This window comes from Nonomuraea sp. NPDC050540 (genome assembly GCF_044457485.1).
Lineage (GTDB): Bacteria > Actinomycetota > Actinomycetes > Streptosporangiales > Streptosporangiaceae > Nonomuraea.
This window is the reverse complement of record NZ_JBITHA010000004.1, coordinates 14,446-31,898: the sequence shown is the minus strand read 5'-3', so window position 1 is coordinate 31,898 and position 17,453 is coordinate 14,446. Positions and strand designations below refer to the sequence as shown.

Genomic DNA, 17,453 nt, shown 5'->3' with positions numbered 1-17,453 from the left:
CCCATGATAGCCACGCGCTCTTTTCATCAGGAAGGCTAACTGTTAATTTCTCGTCTGTGACCAACCATCGCGCCATCGCTCTCGTGTTCGCCACCCACGGGGCCGTCGCGGGCAGCCTGTCCACGCGGATCCCCTGGCTGCAGGACCACTTCGCGCTCACTCCCGGCATGCTCGGGCTCGTGCTGCTCTGCCAGCCCATCGGAGCCTTCATCGGGATGCCGATGGCCGGCCGGTTGGCGTACCGGATCGGCGGGCGGCGGGCCACGCGCATCCTCATCGCGCTGTGGTGCGTCCTGGTCCTGGCGCCCGTGATCGCGCCGGGGCCCGGGTGGTTGTTCGGGGCGTTCCTGCTGCTCGGCGCCGCCGCGGGCACCAGCGACGTGGTCATGAACGCGCACGCCGTCGTCCTGGAGCGCAGGCTCGGCCGCTCCATCATCGCCGGGCTGCACGGCCTGTGGAGCGTCGGCAGCCTCGCCGCGGGCGGGCTCGGCGTGCTCGCCGCCCACCTGGGCATCGACGCCCGGCTGCATCTGGCGGCCGTCGCCGTCCTGCTGCTCGGGCTGAGCACCGTCGCCGGGCGCGGACTGCTGGCCGACGAACCCGCCGCCGCCGGCGAGCCGGCGCCGCGCAGGTTCGCGCTGCCCACGCGGGCCATCGCGGCGATCGGGCTGGTCGGCTTCTGCGGCACCTTCGCCGAAGGCGCCTCCGCCAACTGGGCCGCCGTCTACGTCACCCAGGTCACCGCCGCCGCACCCGCCGCGGCGGCCGCCACCTACACGGTCTTCATGCTCTTCATGGCCGGGACCCGGCTGCTCGGCGACCGGATCGTCGGCCGGTTCGGCGCGGTCGGCGTCGTCCGCGCGGGCGGGATCGTCGCCGCCGTCGGCGGGGTCCTGGTCGTCGCCGGTCGCACGACCTGGGTGTGCGCCGTGGGCTTCGCGCTGATCGGGATCGGGGTCGCGGTCAGCGCACCGCTGGCCTACGCGGCGGCCGGCCGTACCGGGAGCTCGCCGGGCGAGGGCGTGGCGGGCGTGACCACGATCACCTACCTGTCCAGCCTGATCGCGCCCGCCGTGATCGGCGGGGCCGCGGACGTCCTGTCCTATCCCGCAGCCTTCGCCCTGATCATCGTGGCCGTGCTCCTCATGGGCGTCCTGGCCGGCGCGCTGCGCCCCGCCCCCGCGCGGGAGCCGTGCCCGTCCTAGCCGAGCACGGGGAAGTTGGAGCGGAAGACGCCCTCGGGGTCGCGGGCCCGCTTGATCGCCCGCAGCCGCTGGAGCGTCTGCGCGGAGAACGCCGCCGCCGCGCTCTCCCCCGACGCCACGAAGGTGAACGGCTTGCGCCCCGGCACCCGCTCGCCCAGCGCCGCCACGAGGCGCTCCTGCTTGTCCCGCGACGCCGCGGAGAGCTGCGGGTCGATCGCCAGACCGAGCAGATAGAGCAGGTACGGCTCCGCCACCCCGCCACTCGCGCCTTCCCCGCCCCTGGCCAGTGCCCCGCCCAGCTGCCTGACCTGAACGTTGATCAGCGGGTCGATCGGCTCGGCGAGCAGGATCGCCACGGCCTCGTCGTCGAGCCCGGTCAGCAGCTCGCCCCGCGAGACGCCGGGCGACGGGTTCGTCGGCTCGTTGGTGATGGAGCCCAGCTCCGCGGTCGGCAGCGGCCCCCGGCTGTCGGACAGCATCCCGCCGATCTCCTCGAACCTGCGCAGCAGCCGCCGCCCCTCCTCCGCCGAGCCCAGGAAGGCGGTGCTGATCCCGGCCATGGGCGGCGCCGAGGGGAACTGCACCCGGTTCAGCCAGATCGACAGCTCGTCGGGCGCGTAGGTCACGACCTCGCGCAGGGCGGCGAACACCTCGGGCGCGCGCTCGTCCGGCCACATCATGCTGCCGCCGTAGAGCTCCGGCTCCGGGTAGAGCGCGAACTCGACCGCCGTGACCAGCGCGAAGTCCCCGCCGCCGCCGCGCAGCGCCCAGAACAGGTCCTGGTCGGAGTCGGCGGTGACCCGGGCCGGCGCGCCGTCGGCGGTCACCACGTCGAAGGCCAGGACGGCGTCGGCGGCCAGGCCGTACTTCCTGCTGAACCAGCTGAGGCCACCGCCAAGCGTGTAGCCGGTGACGCTGACCAGCGGCATGCTGCCCGCGAGGCCGGTCAGGCCGTACTCGCCCGCCGCCGCCTGCACCTGGCCCCATCGCGCGCCCGCGCCCACGCGGGCCAGGCGGCGCTCCGGGTCGATCTCCACCCGGTCGAGCGCGGCGGTGCGCAGCAGGATCACGCCGTCGGTGTTGCCGGACGCGCCGTGGCCGCTCGGCTGGGTGGAGATGGTCAGGCCGGCCTGGGCGGCATGCCGTACCAGGGAGGCGACGTCGTCGGCGTCGGCGGCGTGCGCCACAGCGGCGACCGGCTGGTCCACTGCGGAGTTCCAGGGCTTGCGGGCCTCGTCGAAGTCCTCGTCGCCGGGGAGCAGCACCTGGCCCTTGATCACGTCACGCAGATTGCTCTTCATAGTCTCTATGACGTAACCAGCGGGGTAATAGTGACCGTCTGGACCTAAGATTTACCCATGTCGGCTGGCGAGCACGTCCCGGGCATCGATCCACACACGCCGAGCGTCGCGCGAATGTACGACTATTTCCTCGGCGGGAAGGACAACTTCGCCGCCGACCGCCAGGCCGCCGAGAAGATCGTGCGGCTGGTCCCCGAGATCACCGAGATCGCCCGCGCCAACCGCGACTTCCTCATCCGGGTGGTCCGCGTGCTGGTCGAGGCGGGGGTGCGGCAGTTCGTCGACATCGGCGCCGGTCTGCCCACGCAGCAGAACGTGCACGAGGTCGCGCTCGGCGCCGCCCCCGACTGCCGCATCGCCTATGTGGACAACGACCCCATCGTCCTCACCCACGCGCGCGCCCTGCTGGCCGACAACACGCGGACCATCGTCATCGACGCCGACCTCAGGCGGCCCGAGACGATCACCGGCCATCCGGAGATCCGCGCCCACCTCGACTTCGAGCGGCCGGTCGCGGTGCTGCTGTTCGCGATCCTGCACTTCGTCCCGTCCGACCTGGAGGCGGCCTCGATCGTGACTCATCTGCGCGCGTCGATGGCGGCCGGCAGCTATCTCGCCATGTCGCACGGCTATGCCGGTGACCTGGCCACCGAGACCGTCCGCGCCGGGCAGGCCGTCTACCGGTCGTCCTCGACGGGCTCCGTGGTCCCGCGCGGCGCCGACACGTTCGGCTCCTACTTCGACGGCCTTGACCTGCTGGATCCCGGCGTGGTCCCGGTCGACGCCTGGCGTCCCGAGTGGGAGGAGCACAAACCCGACTTCGGCAAGCCGGGCCTGCTCGGCGGCGTGGCCCGCGTGCCCTCAGCCGGATAGCCGCACCAGCACCGCGCTCACGGCGGCGAGCAGCACGGCGGCGACCGCCAGCGCGGCGGCGTCACCCACGCGCAGGTGCAGGAATCCGCCGATCAGCGCGCCGGTGAACATGGCCAGGATCGAGACCGCCCGCCGCCGGTTGGCGGTGCCGGGCGAGTCGGCGACCAGGCCGGTCAGCGTGGTGGTCAGCACCGTGGTGGTCATGTCGGGGATACCGGTGTGGCGTACGGAGGCGTTCTGGATGCCCATGCCCAGTGCCAGCAGCACGATCACCACCGCGTCCGCCCCGGGCCCGGCCAGCACGAGAACGGCCGCGACGAGCAGTCCGAGATGCACCAGCGTGAACGCCGCGAACGACACCCCGCGCGCCACCCGCCCCGTCGCCCACGCCCCGAGCGCGAACGACGCGATGGCCAGCGGCGAGGCCCACAGGCTCGGTTCCGTGACCCCCGCCAGCGCGAACCCGACGAACACCACGTTGCCCGTCATGTTGGCCACGAACACGTTGCCCAGGCCGAGAAAGCTGACCGAGTCCACGATCCCCGTCACCACGGTGAGGACGACGAGCATGGCGGGCAGGACTCCGCGCTCCTCGCCGGGGAGCAGCCAGGCGGCGGCACTCTTCATCGCACCGCAGGCTAACCCCGCGCCACCGCCCGCCCGCGCCCCGACACGCGCTTGACCCCGGCCTGGTCGAGGCCGGGGTCAAGGGGTTCATCCTCAGTGGGTGGGCGTCAGCTCCCGCTCGGGAGCGGCGGGAGCTTCGGGAGCGGCGGGCTTGCGGTCCCGGATGACCAGGACGGCGAGCAGGGCGGCCGCCGCGACACCGATCGCGCTCAGCGTGAAGGCGCTGGACATCGCGGTGGTGAAGGCGTCCCGGGCGGCGGTGGCCAGACCGGCGTCGCCGATGGCCAGGGCGTCGCCGATGGAGCTCTTGGCCGCGGCGGGGGCGCCGGCGGGCAGCGCGCCGGTGTAGCCGGAGGTGAGGATGCTGCCCAGGACGGCGATGCCGAGCGCGGCGCCGGCCTGCTGGATGGTGTCGTTGAGCGCGGAGCCGACGCCGGCCTGCTCCGGCGGGACGGTGCCCATCAGCGCGGCGATCGCGGCCGGCATGGCCAGCCCGCCACCGGCGCCCAGGACGAACAGCGCGAGCGCCGTCAGCACGAAACCGGAGCCGGAGCCCAGGGAGGCCAGCAGGACGAAGCCGCCGGCCATGACCAGCATGCCCCCCGCGATCAGCGGCCGGTTGCCGATCTTGGCGCCCAGCCCGGCGCCGAGCCCGTTGAACACCAGCGAGGCGATGGCCATCGGGATGAAGGCCATACCGGCCTCGGTGGGCGTGTAGCCGAGCACGTACTGCAGGAACTGGGTCAGCACGAGCAGCAGCCCGCCGTTGCCGACCTGGACGAGGGTGAGGGAGAAGCTGGCGCCGGAGAAGGTGCGGTTGCGGAACAGAGCGAGCGGGACCATCGGGTACGGCGTCCGCAGTTCCCAGATCACGAAGGCGGCGAGCGAGACGACGGAGGTCACGAGGCTGACCCAGTTGAGGCCGTGCGGGAGGTCGATGATGGTCCAGACCAGGGTGACCATGCCGACGGCCGACAGGATCGCGCCGAGCGGGTCGGCCTTGGTGGCCGGGCCGCGGGACTCGGGCATGAGGACGAGCGCGGCGACGATGGCGATGGCGGCGATGGGGACGTTGATGAGGAAGACCGCACCCCACCAGAACCAGGCGATCAGCGCGCCGCCCAGGACGGGGCCGCCGACCAGGCCGAGCATGGCCACGGCCGACCAGGCGCCCATGGCCTTGCGCCGCTCCTCCTCGTCGAAGACGACGATCAGGATGGACAGCGTGCTCGGCATGATGAGCGCGCCGCCGATGCCCATGACGGCGCGGGCGGCGATCAGCGTGCCCGGGTCGGTCGCGAAGGTGGCGGCCAAGGAGGACAGCCCGAACAGGGCCAGTCCGATGATCATCACCCGGCGGCGGCCGAACCGGTCGGACAGACTGCCCGCGGTGAGCAGGAGACCGGCGAAGACCAGGATGTAGGAGTCCAGGATCCACTGGGCGTCCTGCGCGGTGGCGCCGAGGTCGACGGCCAGCGGCGGGATGGCCACCGTGAGGACCATGTTGTCGATGACGAGCACGAGTGTGCTCAGGCACAACACGATGAGGATGAGCCACCTGCGGGGGTTGCGGGCGTCCATGGGGTTGCCTCCAGCTGCGAAGTACGTCGTTCCCGTATGCGAACACTGTACCCACAGAGAACGGTGTGCGCAACAGGCGTCAGCCTTGGGCTTTGATCCGGCGCCAGCCTCCGGCCCGGTTGTTGGCGATGATCTGCCGGAGCATGGCCAGCAGGGCGGGCCTGTTGATCGGCTCGCCCTGCCGTACCGAGATCATCCTGGCGGTCTTGTTGCCGTGGCCCGCGGTGATGATGCCTTCGGGGTCGGGCACGATCGCGCCGTCGTACAGGAACACGTTGACGTGGTTCTTGGCCGCCAGCAGCGCGCAGACGTTGCCCCGCAGCACGAAGTACGGCAGGACGGTGCGCTTGACCGTCTCGCTCAGCTCCGGGTCGGCGGCGTGGGCGAGGTCGCGCACCTCCTGGCAGATGGCCTGCTGCCACTCGGGCAGGTCATCGATGTAGGCGTCGACTCGCGGGTCACGGGTGTAGGACATCGTTCCTCCTCAGGTACGTCTTCACCCGGGACGTAGAAGCCGACGCCCCGTTCTCGACATGCTTCAGGCAAGCTCTTCGCGCAGGATCGCCAGCGCCCGCTCGACACCGGAGACGTCACGGCCACCGGCCACCGCGCGGCGTGGGTCCTTGCCGCCCGCGCCGCCGCCCACCGCACCGGCCGCCCGCCGGGCGATCTCCGGCGCGCCGGAGCCGCCCTCGGCCAGGTCGACCGAGAGCGCGACCGTCCTGCCGTCAGGCGAGCCGACCAGGCCGACCGCGCGAACGCCTGCCGCCAGCACCTCGCCGGCCAGGTGCCGCAGCGCCGCCTGGTCACGCCCGTCACACCGGCGCACCACGACGCCGCCTTCGGCCCCGCGCGCCATGGCCGTCGCCAGCTCCCTGTCCAGCTCGGCCGCCAGCCTCCGGCGCTCGCGCTCGGCGCCGCGCGCGGACTCCCGCAGGCGCTCGATGCCGTCCGGCACCTCGCCCGGCTCGCTCTTGAGCAGGCGCGCGGCCGTACGCAGCAGCGCGCGCTGCCCGCTGGCCTCCTCGAACGCCGCCAGGCCCACCCGCGCCTCCACGCGCCGCAGGTTGGCGCCGATGGACGACTCGGCGGTGATGAGCACCTGGCCGATGTCGCCCAGCCGGGAGACATGGGTGCCGCCGCACAGCTCCATGGAGTGCTCTCCGGCCTTGACCACGCGCACGACGTCGCCGTACTTCTCGCCGAAGAAGGAGATCGCGCCCGCCCGCTTGGCCTCCTCGTAGCCGACTCTGGTGACCTCGACCGTCTGGTTGCCGAGGACCTCGGCCGCGATCAGCGCCTCGACCTCGTGGATCTGGTCGTCGGTGAGCGGCGCGTGGTGGTTGAAGTCGAAGCGCAGGTAGTCGGGGGCGACCAGCGAGCCCTGCTGCCGCACGTGCCCGCCGACGACCTCGTTGAGCGCCCAGTGCAGCAGATGGGTGCCGGTGTGGCTGCGCCGCAGCGCCGCGCGCCGGTCCCGGTCGACCTCCAGGCGCACCCGCTGGCCCGGCTCGAACGTGCCCTCCGCCACCTCGACCAGGTGGCGGATGACGCCGGGGACGGGCGCGTCGGTGTCGAGCACCCGGCCCCGGCCGGTCGGCCCTCGGACCTGGCCGGTGTCGCCGATCTGGCCGCCGCCCTCCGGGTAGAAGGGGGTGGCGTCGGCGTACAGCTCGGCGCGGCCCCTCTCGATCACGGTGACGCGCAGCAGGGTGGTGTCGGCCTCGGTGACCTCGTAGCCCAGGAATTCCGTGGTGCCGGACTCATCCAGGACCTCCCGGCCGGTGCCGCTCGTGGTCGCGGCCTTCACGACTCTCGCGCCGGCCCGCTGGCGTTCCATGGCCGCGGCGAAGCCGTCCTCGTCCAGGGTCAGCCCGCGCTCGGCCGCGACCTCCCTCGTGAGCTCGATCGGGAAGCCGTGGGTGTCGTGCAGCAGGAAGGCGACCTCGCCGGAGATCTCCTCCCGCCCGGCCAGGCCGTCGAGCAGCCCGAGCCCCTGGGTGAGCGTCTCGTGGAAGCGGTGCTCCTCACGCTCCAGCGTCTCCTTGACCCGGTCGATCGTGCCGGCGAGCTCCGGATATCCCTGGCCCATGACCTGCGCGACCGCTCCGGCCATCCGCGGCAGCACTCCGGAGCGCGCCCCGGCTCGGCGCGCGTGCAGGGCCGCCCGCCTGATGATGCGGCGCAGCACGTACCCGCGCTCCCCGTTGCTCGGGACGACGCCGTCGGCCAGCAGAAACGTCATCGACCGCGCGTGGTCGGCGACGATGCGCAGGCTCACGTCACGCCCCTCGTCCATCCCGTACGGCCGGCCGCACGCCTCCTCCGCCGCCGAGATCAACCGCCGCAGCACATCGGTCTCGAACACCGACGAGCCGCCCCGCAGGATCGGCAGGATGCGCTCAAGCCCCGCGCCGGTGTCGATGTTGACCTGCGGCAAGGGCCGCAGAGAACCGTCGTCGAGCCGGTTGTAGGTCATGAAGACGAGATTCCAGATCTCCACGAACCGATCCTCGCCGCCGTGCGCGGGCCCGCCATCGGGTCCGAGCTCGGCGCCCATGTCGTAGAAGATCTCCGAGGAGGGCCCGCACGGTCCGGTGGGCCCCATCTCCCAGAAGTTGTCGCCGGTGAGCCGCTGGATCCGCGCGAAGGGCACCCCCGCGACCTCCCGCCACAGCTCGGCCGCCTCGCCGTCGCTCTCGTGCACGGTCACCCACAGCCGGTCGGGATCGATGCCGAGCACCTCGGTGAGGAAATCCCATCCGTATTCGATGGCCGTGCGCTTGAAATAGTCGCCGAAGCTGAAATTGCCGAGCATCTCGAAGAACGTGAGATGGCGCCTGCTGATGCCGATCACGTCGATGTCGTCGTGCTTGCCGCGGACGCGCACGCATTTCTGCGCGGTGGTCACCCGGCTGAAGCCGGGCCGTTCCTCGCCCAGGAAGTACGGCAGGAAGGGCACCATGCCCGCGTTGACGAAGAGCGGGGCGGCCGCGTGTGCCGGGATGAGACCTGCCGACGACCGGCGCTCGTGGGCGCGCGCGGTGAAATAGTCCAGGAACGCTGACCTGAGCCGGTCGGCGGTCATCGGCATTTCCGATCTCCCTTTTCGCTCGCTGATTTTCCGCCGAAGGTAGCAAGGCGAAGCCCGGGAACTCCTCTGGTTTTCCGGCTGTCGACGCCCATGCCTTGACGCCCTAGGGTTGATCCGTTGACAACCCCTGTGGAGGACAGATGTCGCTGGCACGACTCGCCTTAACCGCAGCGGCGACGGGCTCGCTGGTCGCGCTCGTGGCCACCCCCGCCTCGGCTGCCTCGGCCGACCGGCCGCCGAAGACGACCAAGGGCCCGTGCGCCTACACCCAGACGCCCGACGAGCCGCCGGCCCGCCGGGTGCACCTGCCGCCGGACCCGCGCCGTACCCCCACCCGGCCGGTCTCCGCCGTCCTGGAGACCAACCACGGCGACATCCGCCTCACACTCGACCCGGTCAAGGCGCCGTGCACCGTCCAGAGTTTCGTGCACCTGGTCAGGCACCGCTTCTACGACCGCACCTCCTGCCACCGCCTGACCGCCTACGACCGGCTGAAGGTACTGCAGTGCGGCGACCCGAGCTTCACCGGCGAGGGCGGACCCGGCTACAAGTACAAGGACGAACTGCCGACCGACCTGCCGCCGTGGCCCGGCGATCCGACGGGGGTGCGCAAGACGTACGCGCGCGGCCTGCTGGCCATGGCCAACGCCGGGCCCAGCACCAACGGCAGCCAGTTCTTCCTGGTCATCGGCGACTCCGGGCTGGCGCCCAACTACACGGTCTTCGGAACCGTCGACGGCCCCGGCCTGGCCGCCCTCGACAGGATCGCGGCCGGCGGCATCCAGCCCACCCCGGGCGGCCCGACCCCGCCCGTGGACGGCAAGCCGGTCCTCCCCGCGGACATCAGGGACGCGAGGATCAGCCGCCGCTGACACCGGTCCTGCCGCGTTGGGGCTGCACCGGTACAGCCCCAACGCCGAGCTCTACCTGCGGACGTAGACGGTCTCCAGGGCCAGGAAGAGCTCGGCCGCCTGCCGCGGATGGTCGACCGAGCGGCCGGTGAGCTCCTTCACCCGGCCCAGCCGGTAGCGGACGGTGTTGCGGTGGCAGAAGAGCGCCTGCGCGGTACGCGCCGTCGAGCCGCCCTCCGCGAACCACGTGTAGGCGGTGGCCAGGAGGGCGTCCCGGTCATCGGCGGGCAGGTCGAGCAGCCTGCCGAGCACCCTGTGCGCCAGGTCGTCGGCGGTCTCCAGGCTGCTGGCCACCAGCGTGGCCACGGGGCGGTCGCCGTAGTGGGAGACGCCTTCGGCGCCCGCCGCCAGCGCCAGCCTGGCCAGCCGCAGCGCCGCCGCGGTCTGCGAGATCTGCTCGTAGGCGGGGCTCACCCCGTAACGTCCTCCCGTCAGCACGGGAAACGCCGCGTTCTCCGGCAGCGGCAGTACGGCCAGCCGCTCCGTCGGCAGGTGCCGCCACACCGCGGCGACCGGCATCCCCGCGGTGACCTCGGCGGCGATCACGTGGAAGCGCCCCCGGTGCGGCAGCCCGAGCGCGTCGGCGCTCTGCCGGATCCGCACCGGGTCGGTGCCCAGCAGGGCGTCGAAGAGCACGTCCCGATCCCGCCTGGCCCGCTGGTCGCGCTCGGCCTCCACCTCGCGGTAGGCGGTCCTGATGGCCTCCGACATGAGGTCGAGCCCGAGCCACATCTCACTCGCGCTGGCGATGAGGATCGCGTGCTCGTCGTCGCCCGCCTCGGCGACGAAGCTCTCCCACAGGAACTGGGTGCCCACCCGGTAGCTGTGCAGCAGCGCGGCGAGCGGCACGCCCCGCTCGGCGCGGCGGCGGGCGTTGGCCTCGGTGGAGGCGGTCGAGATCACCGCGCCGCCCGACAGGTGCGTGAGCGAGAGCCGCAACTGCTCGGCGCAGACCGCGGCCAGGTCGTCCGGCGGCACCACGGCCAGTTCGGCCTCCGCGGCGCGCACCCGCCTGGCCAGCTCGCCGCCCAGTTCCTCCACCCGCTCCAGCAGCCGCGCGCTCAGCGCCGCGAACCTGGGATCCACTCGCTCATTGTGCCACGACACAATCTTCCGAACCGGATTCGCGACCGGTGAACGTTGCCCGCCGGTGATCGGCGAGACAGGCTGGTCGGGTGGCCTATTCCGACTTTCAGCTCGAGATCTACCTCAACGGCCTGACCGGCGCGCTCCCGCCGTACTCGGTGGACCCGGCCAAGCTCCAGGAGGCCGCCCGCAGTCTGCTGGAGGAGGGCCCCTACTGGTACGTGGCCGGCTCGGCCGGCAGCGGCGAGACCGACGCGGCCAACCGGGCGGCATTCGTGCGGCGCGCGATCGTGCCCAGGATGCTGCGCGAGACCACCGAGCGGGACCTGAGCACCGAACTGTTCGGCCGTACCTATCCCGCGCCGCTCGCGCTGGCGCCGATCGGCGTGCAGTCGATTGTGCACCCGCACGGTGAGCTGGCGACCGCTCGCGCCGCGGCCTCGCTGGGACTGCCGACCATCCTGAGCACCGCCTCCTCGCACACGCTGGAGGAAGTGGCCGAGGCGGGCGGGCCGCGCTGGTACCAGCTGTACTGGCCGCACGACGACGAGGTCACGCTCAGCCTGCTGGATCGGGCCCGCAAGAACGGCTACGACACGCTCGTGGTCACCCTCGACACCTTCACGCTGGCCTGGCGGCCCAACGACCTCGACCGCGCCTACCTGCCGTTCCTGCGCGGGACCGGGCTCGCGATCCCGCTGTCCGACCCGGTCTTCCGGTCCCGGCTGGAGCGGCCCGTCGAGGAGGACCTCAACGCCGCGATCATGACGTGGGCGCCCATGTTCAACGGCCGCGCCCACACCTGGGACCAGCTCCCGCTCCTGCGCGACAACTGGGACGGGCCGATCGTCCTCAAGGGCGTCCAGCATCCGGACGACGCCCGGCGCGCCGCCGACGCGGGCATGGACGGTGTCGTCGTCTCCAACCACGGCGGCCGCCAGGTGGACGGCGCGCTCGGCTCGCTCGACGCGCTGCCCGGGGTCGTCGCGGCGGCCGGCGACGGGCTGACCGTGTTGTTCGACTCCGGGATCCGGTCCGGGGCGGACGTGGTCAAGGCGCTCGCGCTCGGGGCGCGGGCCGTACTCCTTGGCCGCCCTTACGTCTGGGGGCTGGCGTGCGGCGGCGAGGACGGCGTGCGGCACGTCGTGCGCGCGCTGCTCGCCGACCTCGACCTCACTCTTGGCCTGGCGGGCTTCCGCACACCGGCCGAACTCGACCCGTCGATCCTGGAGGAACGATGAACCTGGAGCCCATCCCGACCGACCAGTTGTCCTTCCCCCTGCCGGCGAAGTTCGACGACGTGGCCGACGAGCGGCGCCACCGACAGGAACGCCTGGTCGCCGCGCTGCGGCTGTTCGGCCGCTTCGGCTTCGAGGAGGGCGTCGCCGGGCACATCACCGCCCGCGACCCGGAGCACACCGACCATTTCTGGGTCAACCCGTTCGGCATGACCTTCAAGCACATCAAGGTCAGCGACCTCATCCTGGTCAACCACGAGGGCCAGGTCGTCCACGGCCGCCATCACGTCAACCAGGCCGCGTTCGCCATCCACGCGATGGTCCACCAGGCCCGCCCCGACGCCGTCGCCGCCGCGCACTCACATTCCGTGTACGGCAAGGCCCTGTCCTCACTCGGCGCCATGCTGGAACCGCTCACCCAGGACGCCTGCGCCTTCTACGAGGACCACGGCCTGTTCGACGACTACACCGGCGTCGTGGTGGAGACCGAGGAGGGCCGCAGGATCGCGACGGCGCTCGGCTCCCACAAGGCCGTCATCCTGCGCAACCACGGCCTGCTGACCGTGGGCGACTCGGTGGACGCCGCCGCCTGGTGGTTCATCACGATGGAGCGCTCGTGCCAGGCGCAACTGCTGGCGAAGGCCGCGGGCCCGACCGTGCAGATCGACCACGACCAGGCCAAGCTCACCCACGGCCAGATCGGCAACGACTTCGTCGGCTGGCTCAACTTCCAGCCTCTCTACGAGCAGATCATCCGCACCGATCTCGACCTTTTCGACTGATTTTTCGCCTTAAGATCACCACATCGTCACTCGCCTCCGGGCCGCCGTCGGCCGATACCGCTTCGGCCGGACGGCGGCCGTCATCGTCACCCTCTACCTGACCGCCGCGACCGCCGCCGGGGTGCACGCCGTCGTGTCCGGCGACCTTCGGGTGCTGTCGATGGCCACGCTCTGGGTCGGCCCCTTCGCGGTGGCAGACTGGCTGGGGCCCGTGCTCGCCGGGATCTGCGGACTCAACGCCTGGGCGCTGTGGCAGGTCCTGCGCGGTCCGGCGCTGCCGCGCGCGGCGAACCTGCCGCCGAGCGTGGTCTGGCTCCGGCGCCTGATCTACGCGGGCATCGTCGGCGACCTGGGCCTCTGGGAGCTCGTCGAAGAGCTGTCCGACACCGTGGAGGACTTCGCGAACGCGGGCCTGTGGGCCGCCACGGTGATCCTGCTACTCCACGTCATCTCCGGGATTCCGGTGTGGTTCCGTGCCGTCGCCATCGCGCTCTGCCTGGTCGACCTGGTGCCGCTCCCCCTCGGGAACGAGCCCGCCGGAGTGATCGACCTGCTCGCGGCGCCGGGTTTCGCCTGCATGGTGATGATCCTCATCGGGCAGCGCCGCGACAGTCGCTGGAGCGGCGCCACGATCGGCATCGGGCAGCTCAGCCTCGTCGCCCGGCTGGGCCTGCCCGTGCTCACCCTTCTCCCCCGCTCCGAGAACCTGCTGTTCGGCGGCGTCGGACTCCTGTTCAGCGCGCTCTACGTTCTCTCCACGGTGTGGCTGGCGCGTACCGCGCACGAGCTCGCCCGTCCCGCCGCCGTGCGGCCGGCGACCGGCCGCCCCTCACGGCTGGCCGTGGCGCTCGCGCTCGCCCTGCCGCTCGTCGTGGTCGGCACCGAGGAAAGTGCCAGGTTCAGCTTCACCGCCGCGCAAGAGCCCTGCCCCTCGTACGCGAGCACCCGTCCGGAGGACCGGCGGCGCGCCTTCCTCTGCCTGGCCAGGACCGGCGACATGTTCCCCGCGGACCAGCCCGACCAGCGCGTCCTCGCGCACGGAACGGACATGTGCGCGTTGCCCCAAGCCAAGGACCGCGCCGAGCGGCTCCGGCTGGCAGGCGGTGCGGCCGAGCCGGACGACCTCGCCGCCGCCCTGAACTTCCTGTGCCCGGCCGTCGTCCTCCGGCAGAAGGCCGACGAGGTACTCGAACAGGCCGAGCAGCTCAGGCAATACCAGGTCCGGGAGGCCGCGTGGCAGGCCGAGATGGCCAGGATGAACGCCCACTGCTCCGACCCCTGGCCGAAGGTGCGGGCCGAACGGCAGGGCACCGCCGCGTACATGCTGTTCGAAGGCGGCGGCTACGACGTCTACGACGAGATCGAAGCCCCGGGCGGCGACTTCTTCAAGGCCGTCGACGACGGCTTCATCGACGCCGTGGGCAGCAGTGCCGCCATCACGACGTTCGGCGAGAACGAGCCGATGTGCCTCACGCTCAAGGCCTTCGGCAAGGCGCCGCCGCTCCGGCTCAAGGGCTGGGACAGGGTGGTCGAGGTGGGGATCGCCAGCCGTACCGGCCGGTTGGGGGTGGCGCGATACTCCGAGGGCGGCGACAGCGGCGCGCTCGGCCCGCTCCCGGACCTGGCCGCGGGTCCGGGCCGGTACCGGATGCGCGTGTACGCCCGCGAGCTCGCATGGGAGGGGAAGGAAGCCGACGCCCCCGACGAGGAACACCTGATCGTCGTCTACCCCGGCAGCTCCATCAAGAAGATCGCCCACGTCCCCTGGTCATGACGGGGTGCGCAGGCTGGTCATGATGCGGTCGAGGGCGGCCAGGTCGCCGGGGTCCAGGGCGAGCATGGAGCGTGGCGGGCGGGCCAGGATGCGCTCGGCCGCCTCTGCGGCGGCCGTCCCCTCCGGGGTGAGAGTGACGATCTTGCTGCGCCGGTCGTCGGGAGAGACGCTGCGGGTCACGTAGCCGCGCTGCTCCAGATCGTCCACCATCAGCGTGGTGTACGGCTTGTCGGTCGACAGGTCGGCGGTCAGCTCCCGCATGGTCTTCGGCCCGGCCAGCAGCCGGCGCAGCGCCTTGACCCGGAAGAAGCTCACGCCGAGCGTCTCGGCCACCTCCTTGCGACGGTCCTCCTGCCGCAGGACGAGGTCGTACATGGCGGCCCAGACGCGGGCCACCGCCTCCTGGTCGGGGGTGTCGTTCATGGGGCGTCCGCCGTTCTGTCGGGAGCTTGGGCGAGCCGTTCGGCGGTACGGGCGGCGCTGCGGCGGGCCCAGCCGGTCGTGGTCAGGATACCGAGCAGCACGATGGCCGCCCCGCAGCCGACGATGACCCACCAGCCGATACGGCTGGCCGCCGGGAACCCGGCCGCGAACGGTCCGGCCACCGCCGACGTGACCAGGGAGCCGATGACCGCGACACCGAGCGACTGGCCGATCTGGCGGCTCGTGGACGCCACGGCCGCGGCCACACCGGCCTGGGTACGCGGCATGCCGGACACGGCGGTGTTCGTGATCGGCGCGTTCAGCATGCCGAAACCCACCCCGAACAGCACGTACGCGGCCATGAGCCGCCAGGTCGGCGTGTCCGCCGCCAGCCCCGTCATGATCAGGCCGCTGGCCCCCATGGTGGCCCCCGCCACCAGCAGCGGGACGCGGGTCCCGGCGTTCCCGACGATCCGGCCCGACAGCGGCGAGCAGACCAGGGTCAGCCCGGCCATGGGCAGCGTGTAGAGGCCGGCCTGCAGCGCGGACAGGCCCAGCACGTCCTGCAGATAGAGCGTGTTCACGAACAGGAAGCCGGCGAAGGCGGCGAACCCGCACACCGCGATCACCGTGGCCCCCGCGAACGGCGCACTCCGGAAGAAGCGCAGGTCGATCAGGGGTTCGGTTCGGCGCAGCTCGTACGGCACCAGACAGGCCAGCGCCAGCGCCGCGACCGCGAACCCACCGAGCGTCCGCGGCGACCCCCACCCGGCCGCCGGCGCCTCGATGAGGGTGTACGTCAGGACGGCCAGCATCACGATGACCAGCACCTGCCCGACCGGGTCCACCCGGCGCGGGCGCGGCGCCCGCGACTCCGGCACGAACCGCGCGCACAGGAAGAACGCGGCCACCCCCACCGGGATGTTGATCCAGAAGATCGCCCGCCACCCGGCCGAGTCCACCAGCGCGCCGCCGACCAGCGGCCCCAGCGCCATGCTGATACCGACCACGCCGCCCCACACGCCGATGGCCCGCGCCCGCTCGCGCGGCTCGGTGAAGGTGTTCGTGATGATCGACATGGCCACCGGGTTGAGCATGGAACCACCGACGGCCTGCAGCGCCCGAGCCGCGATCAACCAGCCGAGGCCGGGCGCGAGCGAGCACATGAGCGAGCCGAGTGTGAACAACGCCAGCCCCATCTGGAACGTACGGCGCCGGCCGACCCGGTCACCGGTCGAGCCGGCCAGCATGAGCAGGCTCGCCAGCACCACCGTGTAGGCGTCGATGATCCACTGCAGGCCGGAGATGGAGGCGTTCAGGTCGCGGCGGATGGCGGGCAGCGCGACGTTCACGATCGTGTTGTCCAGGCCGACGATGAACAGGCTCATACAGCAGATCGCCAGGACGAGCATCCGCTGACGGGGGCTCAGCGCGAGGGCGACGGGCGTCCTACTGGTTATAGGCATACAACGATTATATTCGCATAACTAAATATCCGGCTCACCGGACCCGCCAGTCCTCCCTCCGCGGCGGATAGGCGAAGGTCTGGACGTCGGCCCAGTCCTCCCCGACGACGCGGTAGTCGTGGGCGGCCTCGCCGGCGGCGTGGCCGCGGCCGACGTCGAGCCGGTCGGCGACCGTCCAGACACCGTCGACCTCGTGCTCCACGGTGTAGAAGAACTCGTTGAAGCCCGAGGCCGACACGGACGTGTTGACGATGGTGAGCGAGTCCCGGCCCGTGGTCAGATGCGGCGGGAGCGTGACGATCTGGTCGCGCCACTTGTAGACGGCGTCTTCGAGCAGCGGCCGCCACTCCGCGGCCGGGGTGCCGTTGACGGTGATCGTGGCATGTTGCAGGCCGACGCCCACGTCCAGCCGGCGGACCAGCCGCACCCCCGTGCTGGCCGGGTCGACGCGCACGGTGAACCGGCTCGACCCGCCACGGGGGAACGAACGGCCGTCGTCACTGACGATGTGGGAGACGCCCACGAAGTGGCCGGGCACCCCTCCGGACGAGCCGCGCTGGGGAGTCCCCCGCTGAGCCATGACGCCGAGGCTGATCGCCACCGTCGCCACGGCCATCGCGGCCAGCAGCCCGGCGCGCCGCCACCGCCGGGCCGTCCCCACACGCACAGGTGAGACCGGCGGCTCGGCGTTCGCCCCCGGGGGCAGCCGGCCGACCCGCACCCGGTCCCACGCCTGTTCCCACGCCGGAAGCTGGGAATCGGGAACCCGGCACCCCCGCAGGAACGCCACCATCACCGCCTTCTTGGGGAAACGCCGGCCGGCCAGCATGTCGGCGCACGTGGTGCGCGGCAGCCGCGCACCACCCGCCCTGTCCGCCCGCGTCTCCAGCTCCCGAAGGGACATGTCGGCCCGCGCGAACTGCTCGGCCAGCAGCTTCACCAGGTCCTCGTGACAAGTCACCGACTCCGGCCCGCTCATCGTCCCCGACCCTCTCCCCATCGCCAGCAACCACAGAAAGTGTACGAGCGATCGCCGAACGTGTCCGGCGTCTCGGGTGCGACGCGGCATGGGCGGAGGTCGTCCGGCGGTGT

General features: G+C 72.0%; 15 protein-coding genes. 6 read left to right on the top strand and 9 right to left on the bottom strand.

The annotated features are described in order from the left end of the window. The first annotated feature begins 56 nt into the window (after positions 1–56). Positions 57–1,205, top strand: a complete 1,149-nt coding sequence (locus ACIBI5_RS14575; protein WP_397246878.1) for an MFS transporter — start codon at positions 57–59, stop codon at positions 1,203–1,205. On the opposite strand, the gene ACIBI5_RS14570 is transcribed toward ACIBI5_RS14575, so the two are convergent. Beyond that, positions 1,202–2,506 (bottom strand): FAD-binding oxidoreductase, encoded by a 1,305-nt coding sequence (locus tag ACIBI5_RS14570; protein ID WP_397246876.1) that lies wholly within the window; start codon positions 2,504–2,506, stop codon positions 1,202–1,204. The two genes, ACIBI5_RS14575 and ACIBI5_RS14570, sit on opposite strands and share 4 nt — an antisense overlap. A gap of 57 nt (positions 2,507–2,563) precedes the next feature. Between ACIBI5_RS14570 and ACIBI5_RS14565 the strand changes: the two genes are divergently transcribed. Beyond that, positions 2,564–3,379, top strand: a complete 816-nt coding sequence (locus tag ACIBI5_RS14565; protein ID WP_397246874.1) for an SAM-dependent methyltransferase — start codon at positions 2,564–2,566, stop codon at positions 3,377–3,379. Here ACIBI5_RS14565 and ACIBI5_RS14560 read toward each other — a convergent pair. From ACIBI5_RS14560 to alaS, 4 genes are all read right to left on the bottom strand, one after another. Then, positions 3,368–4,006, bottom strand: a complete 639-nt coding sequence (locus tag ACIBI5_RS14560) for a YoaK family protein (protein ID WP_397246872.1) — start codon at positions 4,004–4,006, stop codon at positions 3,368–3,370. The two genes, ACIBI5_RS14565 and ACIBI5_RS14560, sit on opposite strands and share 12 nt — an antisense overlap. 93 nt (positions 4,007–4,099) lie before the next feature. After that, entirely contained in the window at positions 4,100–5,587 is a 1,488-nt protein-coding gene (locus ACIBI5_RS14555) for an MFS transporter (protein ID WP_397246870.1), read from the bottom strand. Positions 5,588–5,666: 79 nt separating this feature from the next. Then, entirely contained in the window at positions 5,667–6,062 is a 396-nt protein-coding gene (locus tag ACIBI5_RS14550) for a DUF1801 domain-containing protein (protein WP_397246868.1), read from the bottom strand. A 63-nt stretch (positions 6,063–6,125) separates the two neighbouring features. After that, positions 6,126–8,681: an alanine--tRNA ligase gene (gene alaS, locus ACIBI5_RS14545; RefSeq protein WP_397246866.1), complete on the bottom strand. Its 2,556-nt coding sequence runs from the start codon at positions 8,679–8,681 to the stop codon at positions 6,126–6,128. A gap of 140 nt (positions 8,682–8,821) precedes the next feature. Between alaS and ACIBI5_RS14540 the strand changes: the two genes are divergently transcribed. After that, a complete protein-coding gene (locus ACIBI5_RS14540) occupies positions 8,822–9,553 on the top strand; it encodes a peptidylprolyl isomerase (RefSeq protein ID WP_397246864.1) in 732 nt (243 codons plus the stop codon). Between the two features lie 51 nt (positions 9,554–9,604). On the opposite strand, the gene ACIBI5_RS14535 is transcribed toward ACIBI5_RS14540, so the two are convergent. Continuing rightward, entirely contained in the window at positions 9,605–10,678 is a 1,074-nt protein-coding gene (locus ACIBI5_RS14535) for a PucR family transcriptional regulator (RefSeq protein WP_397246862.1), read from the bottom strand. Between the two features lie 89 nt (positions 10,679–10,767). On the opposite strand from ACIBI5_RS14535, the gene ACIBI5_RS14530 reads away from it, so the two are divergent. The 3 genes from ACIBI5_RS14530 (at position 10,768) to ACIBI5_RS14520 (ending at position 14,472) form a co-directional block, all read left to right on the top strand. Beyond that, positions 10,768–11,919: a lactate 2-monooxygenase gene (locus tag ACIBI5_RS14530; RefSeq protein ID WP_397246860.1), complete on the top strand. Its 1,152-nt coding sequence runs from the start codon at positions 10,768–10,770 to the stop codon at positions 11,917–11,919. Next, a complete protein-coding gene (locus tag ACIBI5_RS14525; RefSeq protein WP_397246858.1) occupies positions 11,916–12,698 on the top strand; it encodes a class II aldolase/adducin family protein in 783 nt (260 codons plus the stop codon). The genes ACIBI5_RS14530 and ACIBI5_RS14525 overlap by 4 nt, the downstream gene beginning before the upstream one ends. A 133-nt stretch (positions 12,699–12,831) precedes the next feature. Next, on the top strand, positions 12,832–14,472 hold the full coding sequence (locus ACIBI5_RS14520) for a hypothetical protein (protein ID WP_397246856.1): 1,641 nt from the start codon (positions 12,832–12,834) through the stop codon (positions 14,470–14,472). On the opposite strand, the gene ACIBI5_RS14515 is transcribed toward ACIBI5_RS14520, so the two are convergent. From ACIBI5_RS14515 to ACIBI5_RS14505, 3 genes are read right to left on the bottom strand one after another with little or no spacing between them, the layout of a single operon-like run. Beyond that, on the bottom strand, positions 14,467–14,895 hold the full coding sequence (locus tag ACIBI5_RS14515) for a MarR family winged helix-turn-helix transcriptional regulator (RefSeq protein WP_397246854.1): 429 nt from the start codon (positions 14,893–14,895) through the stop codon (positions 14,467–14,469). The two genes, ACIBI5_RS14520 and ACIBI5_RS14515, sit on opposite strands and share 6 nt — an antisense overlap. Next, the gene (locus ACIBI5_RS14510; RefSeq protein WP_397246852.1) at positions 14,892–16,361 is read right to left on the bottom strand and encodes an MFS transporter; all 1,470 of its coding nucleotides are present in this window, start codon (positions 16,359–16,361) and stop codon (positions 14,892–14,894) included. Before ACIBI5_RS14510 ends, ACIBI5_RS14515 begins: the two co-directional genes overlap by 4 nt. Before the next feature lie 34 nt (positions 16,362–16,395). Next, on the bottom strand, positions 16,396–17,340 hold the full coding sequence (locus ACIBI5_RS14505) for a hypothetical protein (protein WP_397246850.1): 945 nt from the start codon (positions 17,338–17,340) through the stop codon (positions 16,396–16,398). Between the last annotated feature and the right edge of the window lie 113 nt (positions 17,341–17,453).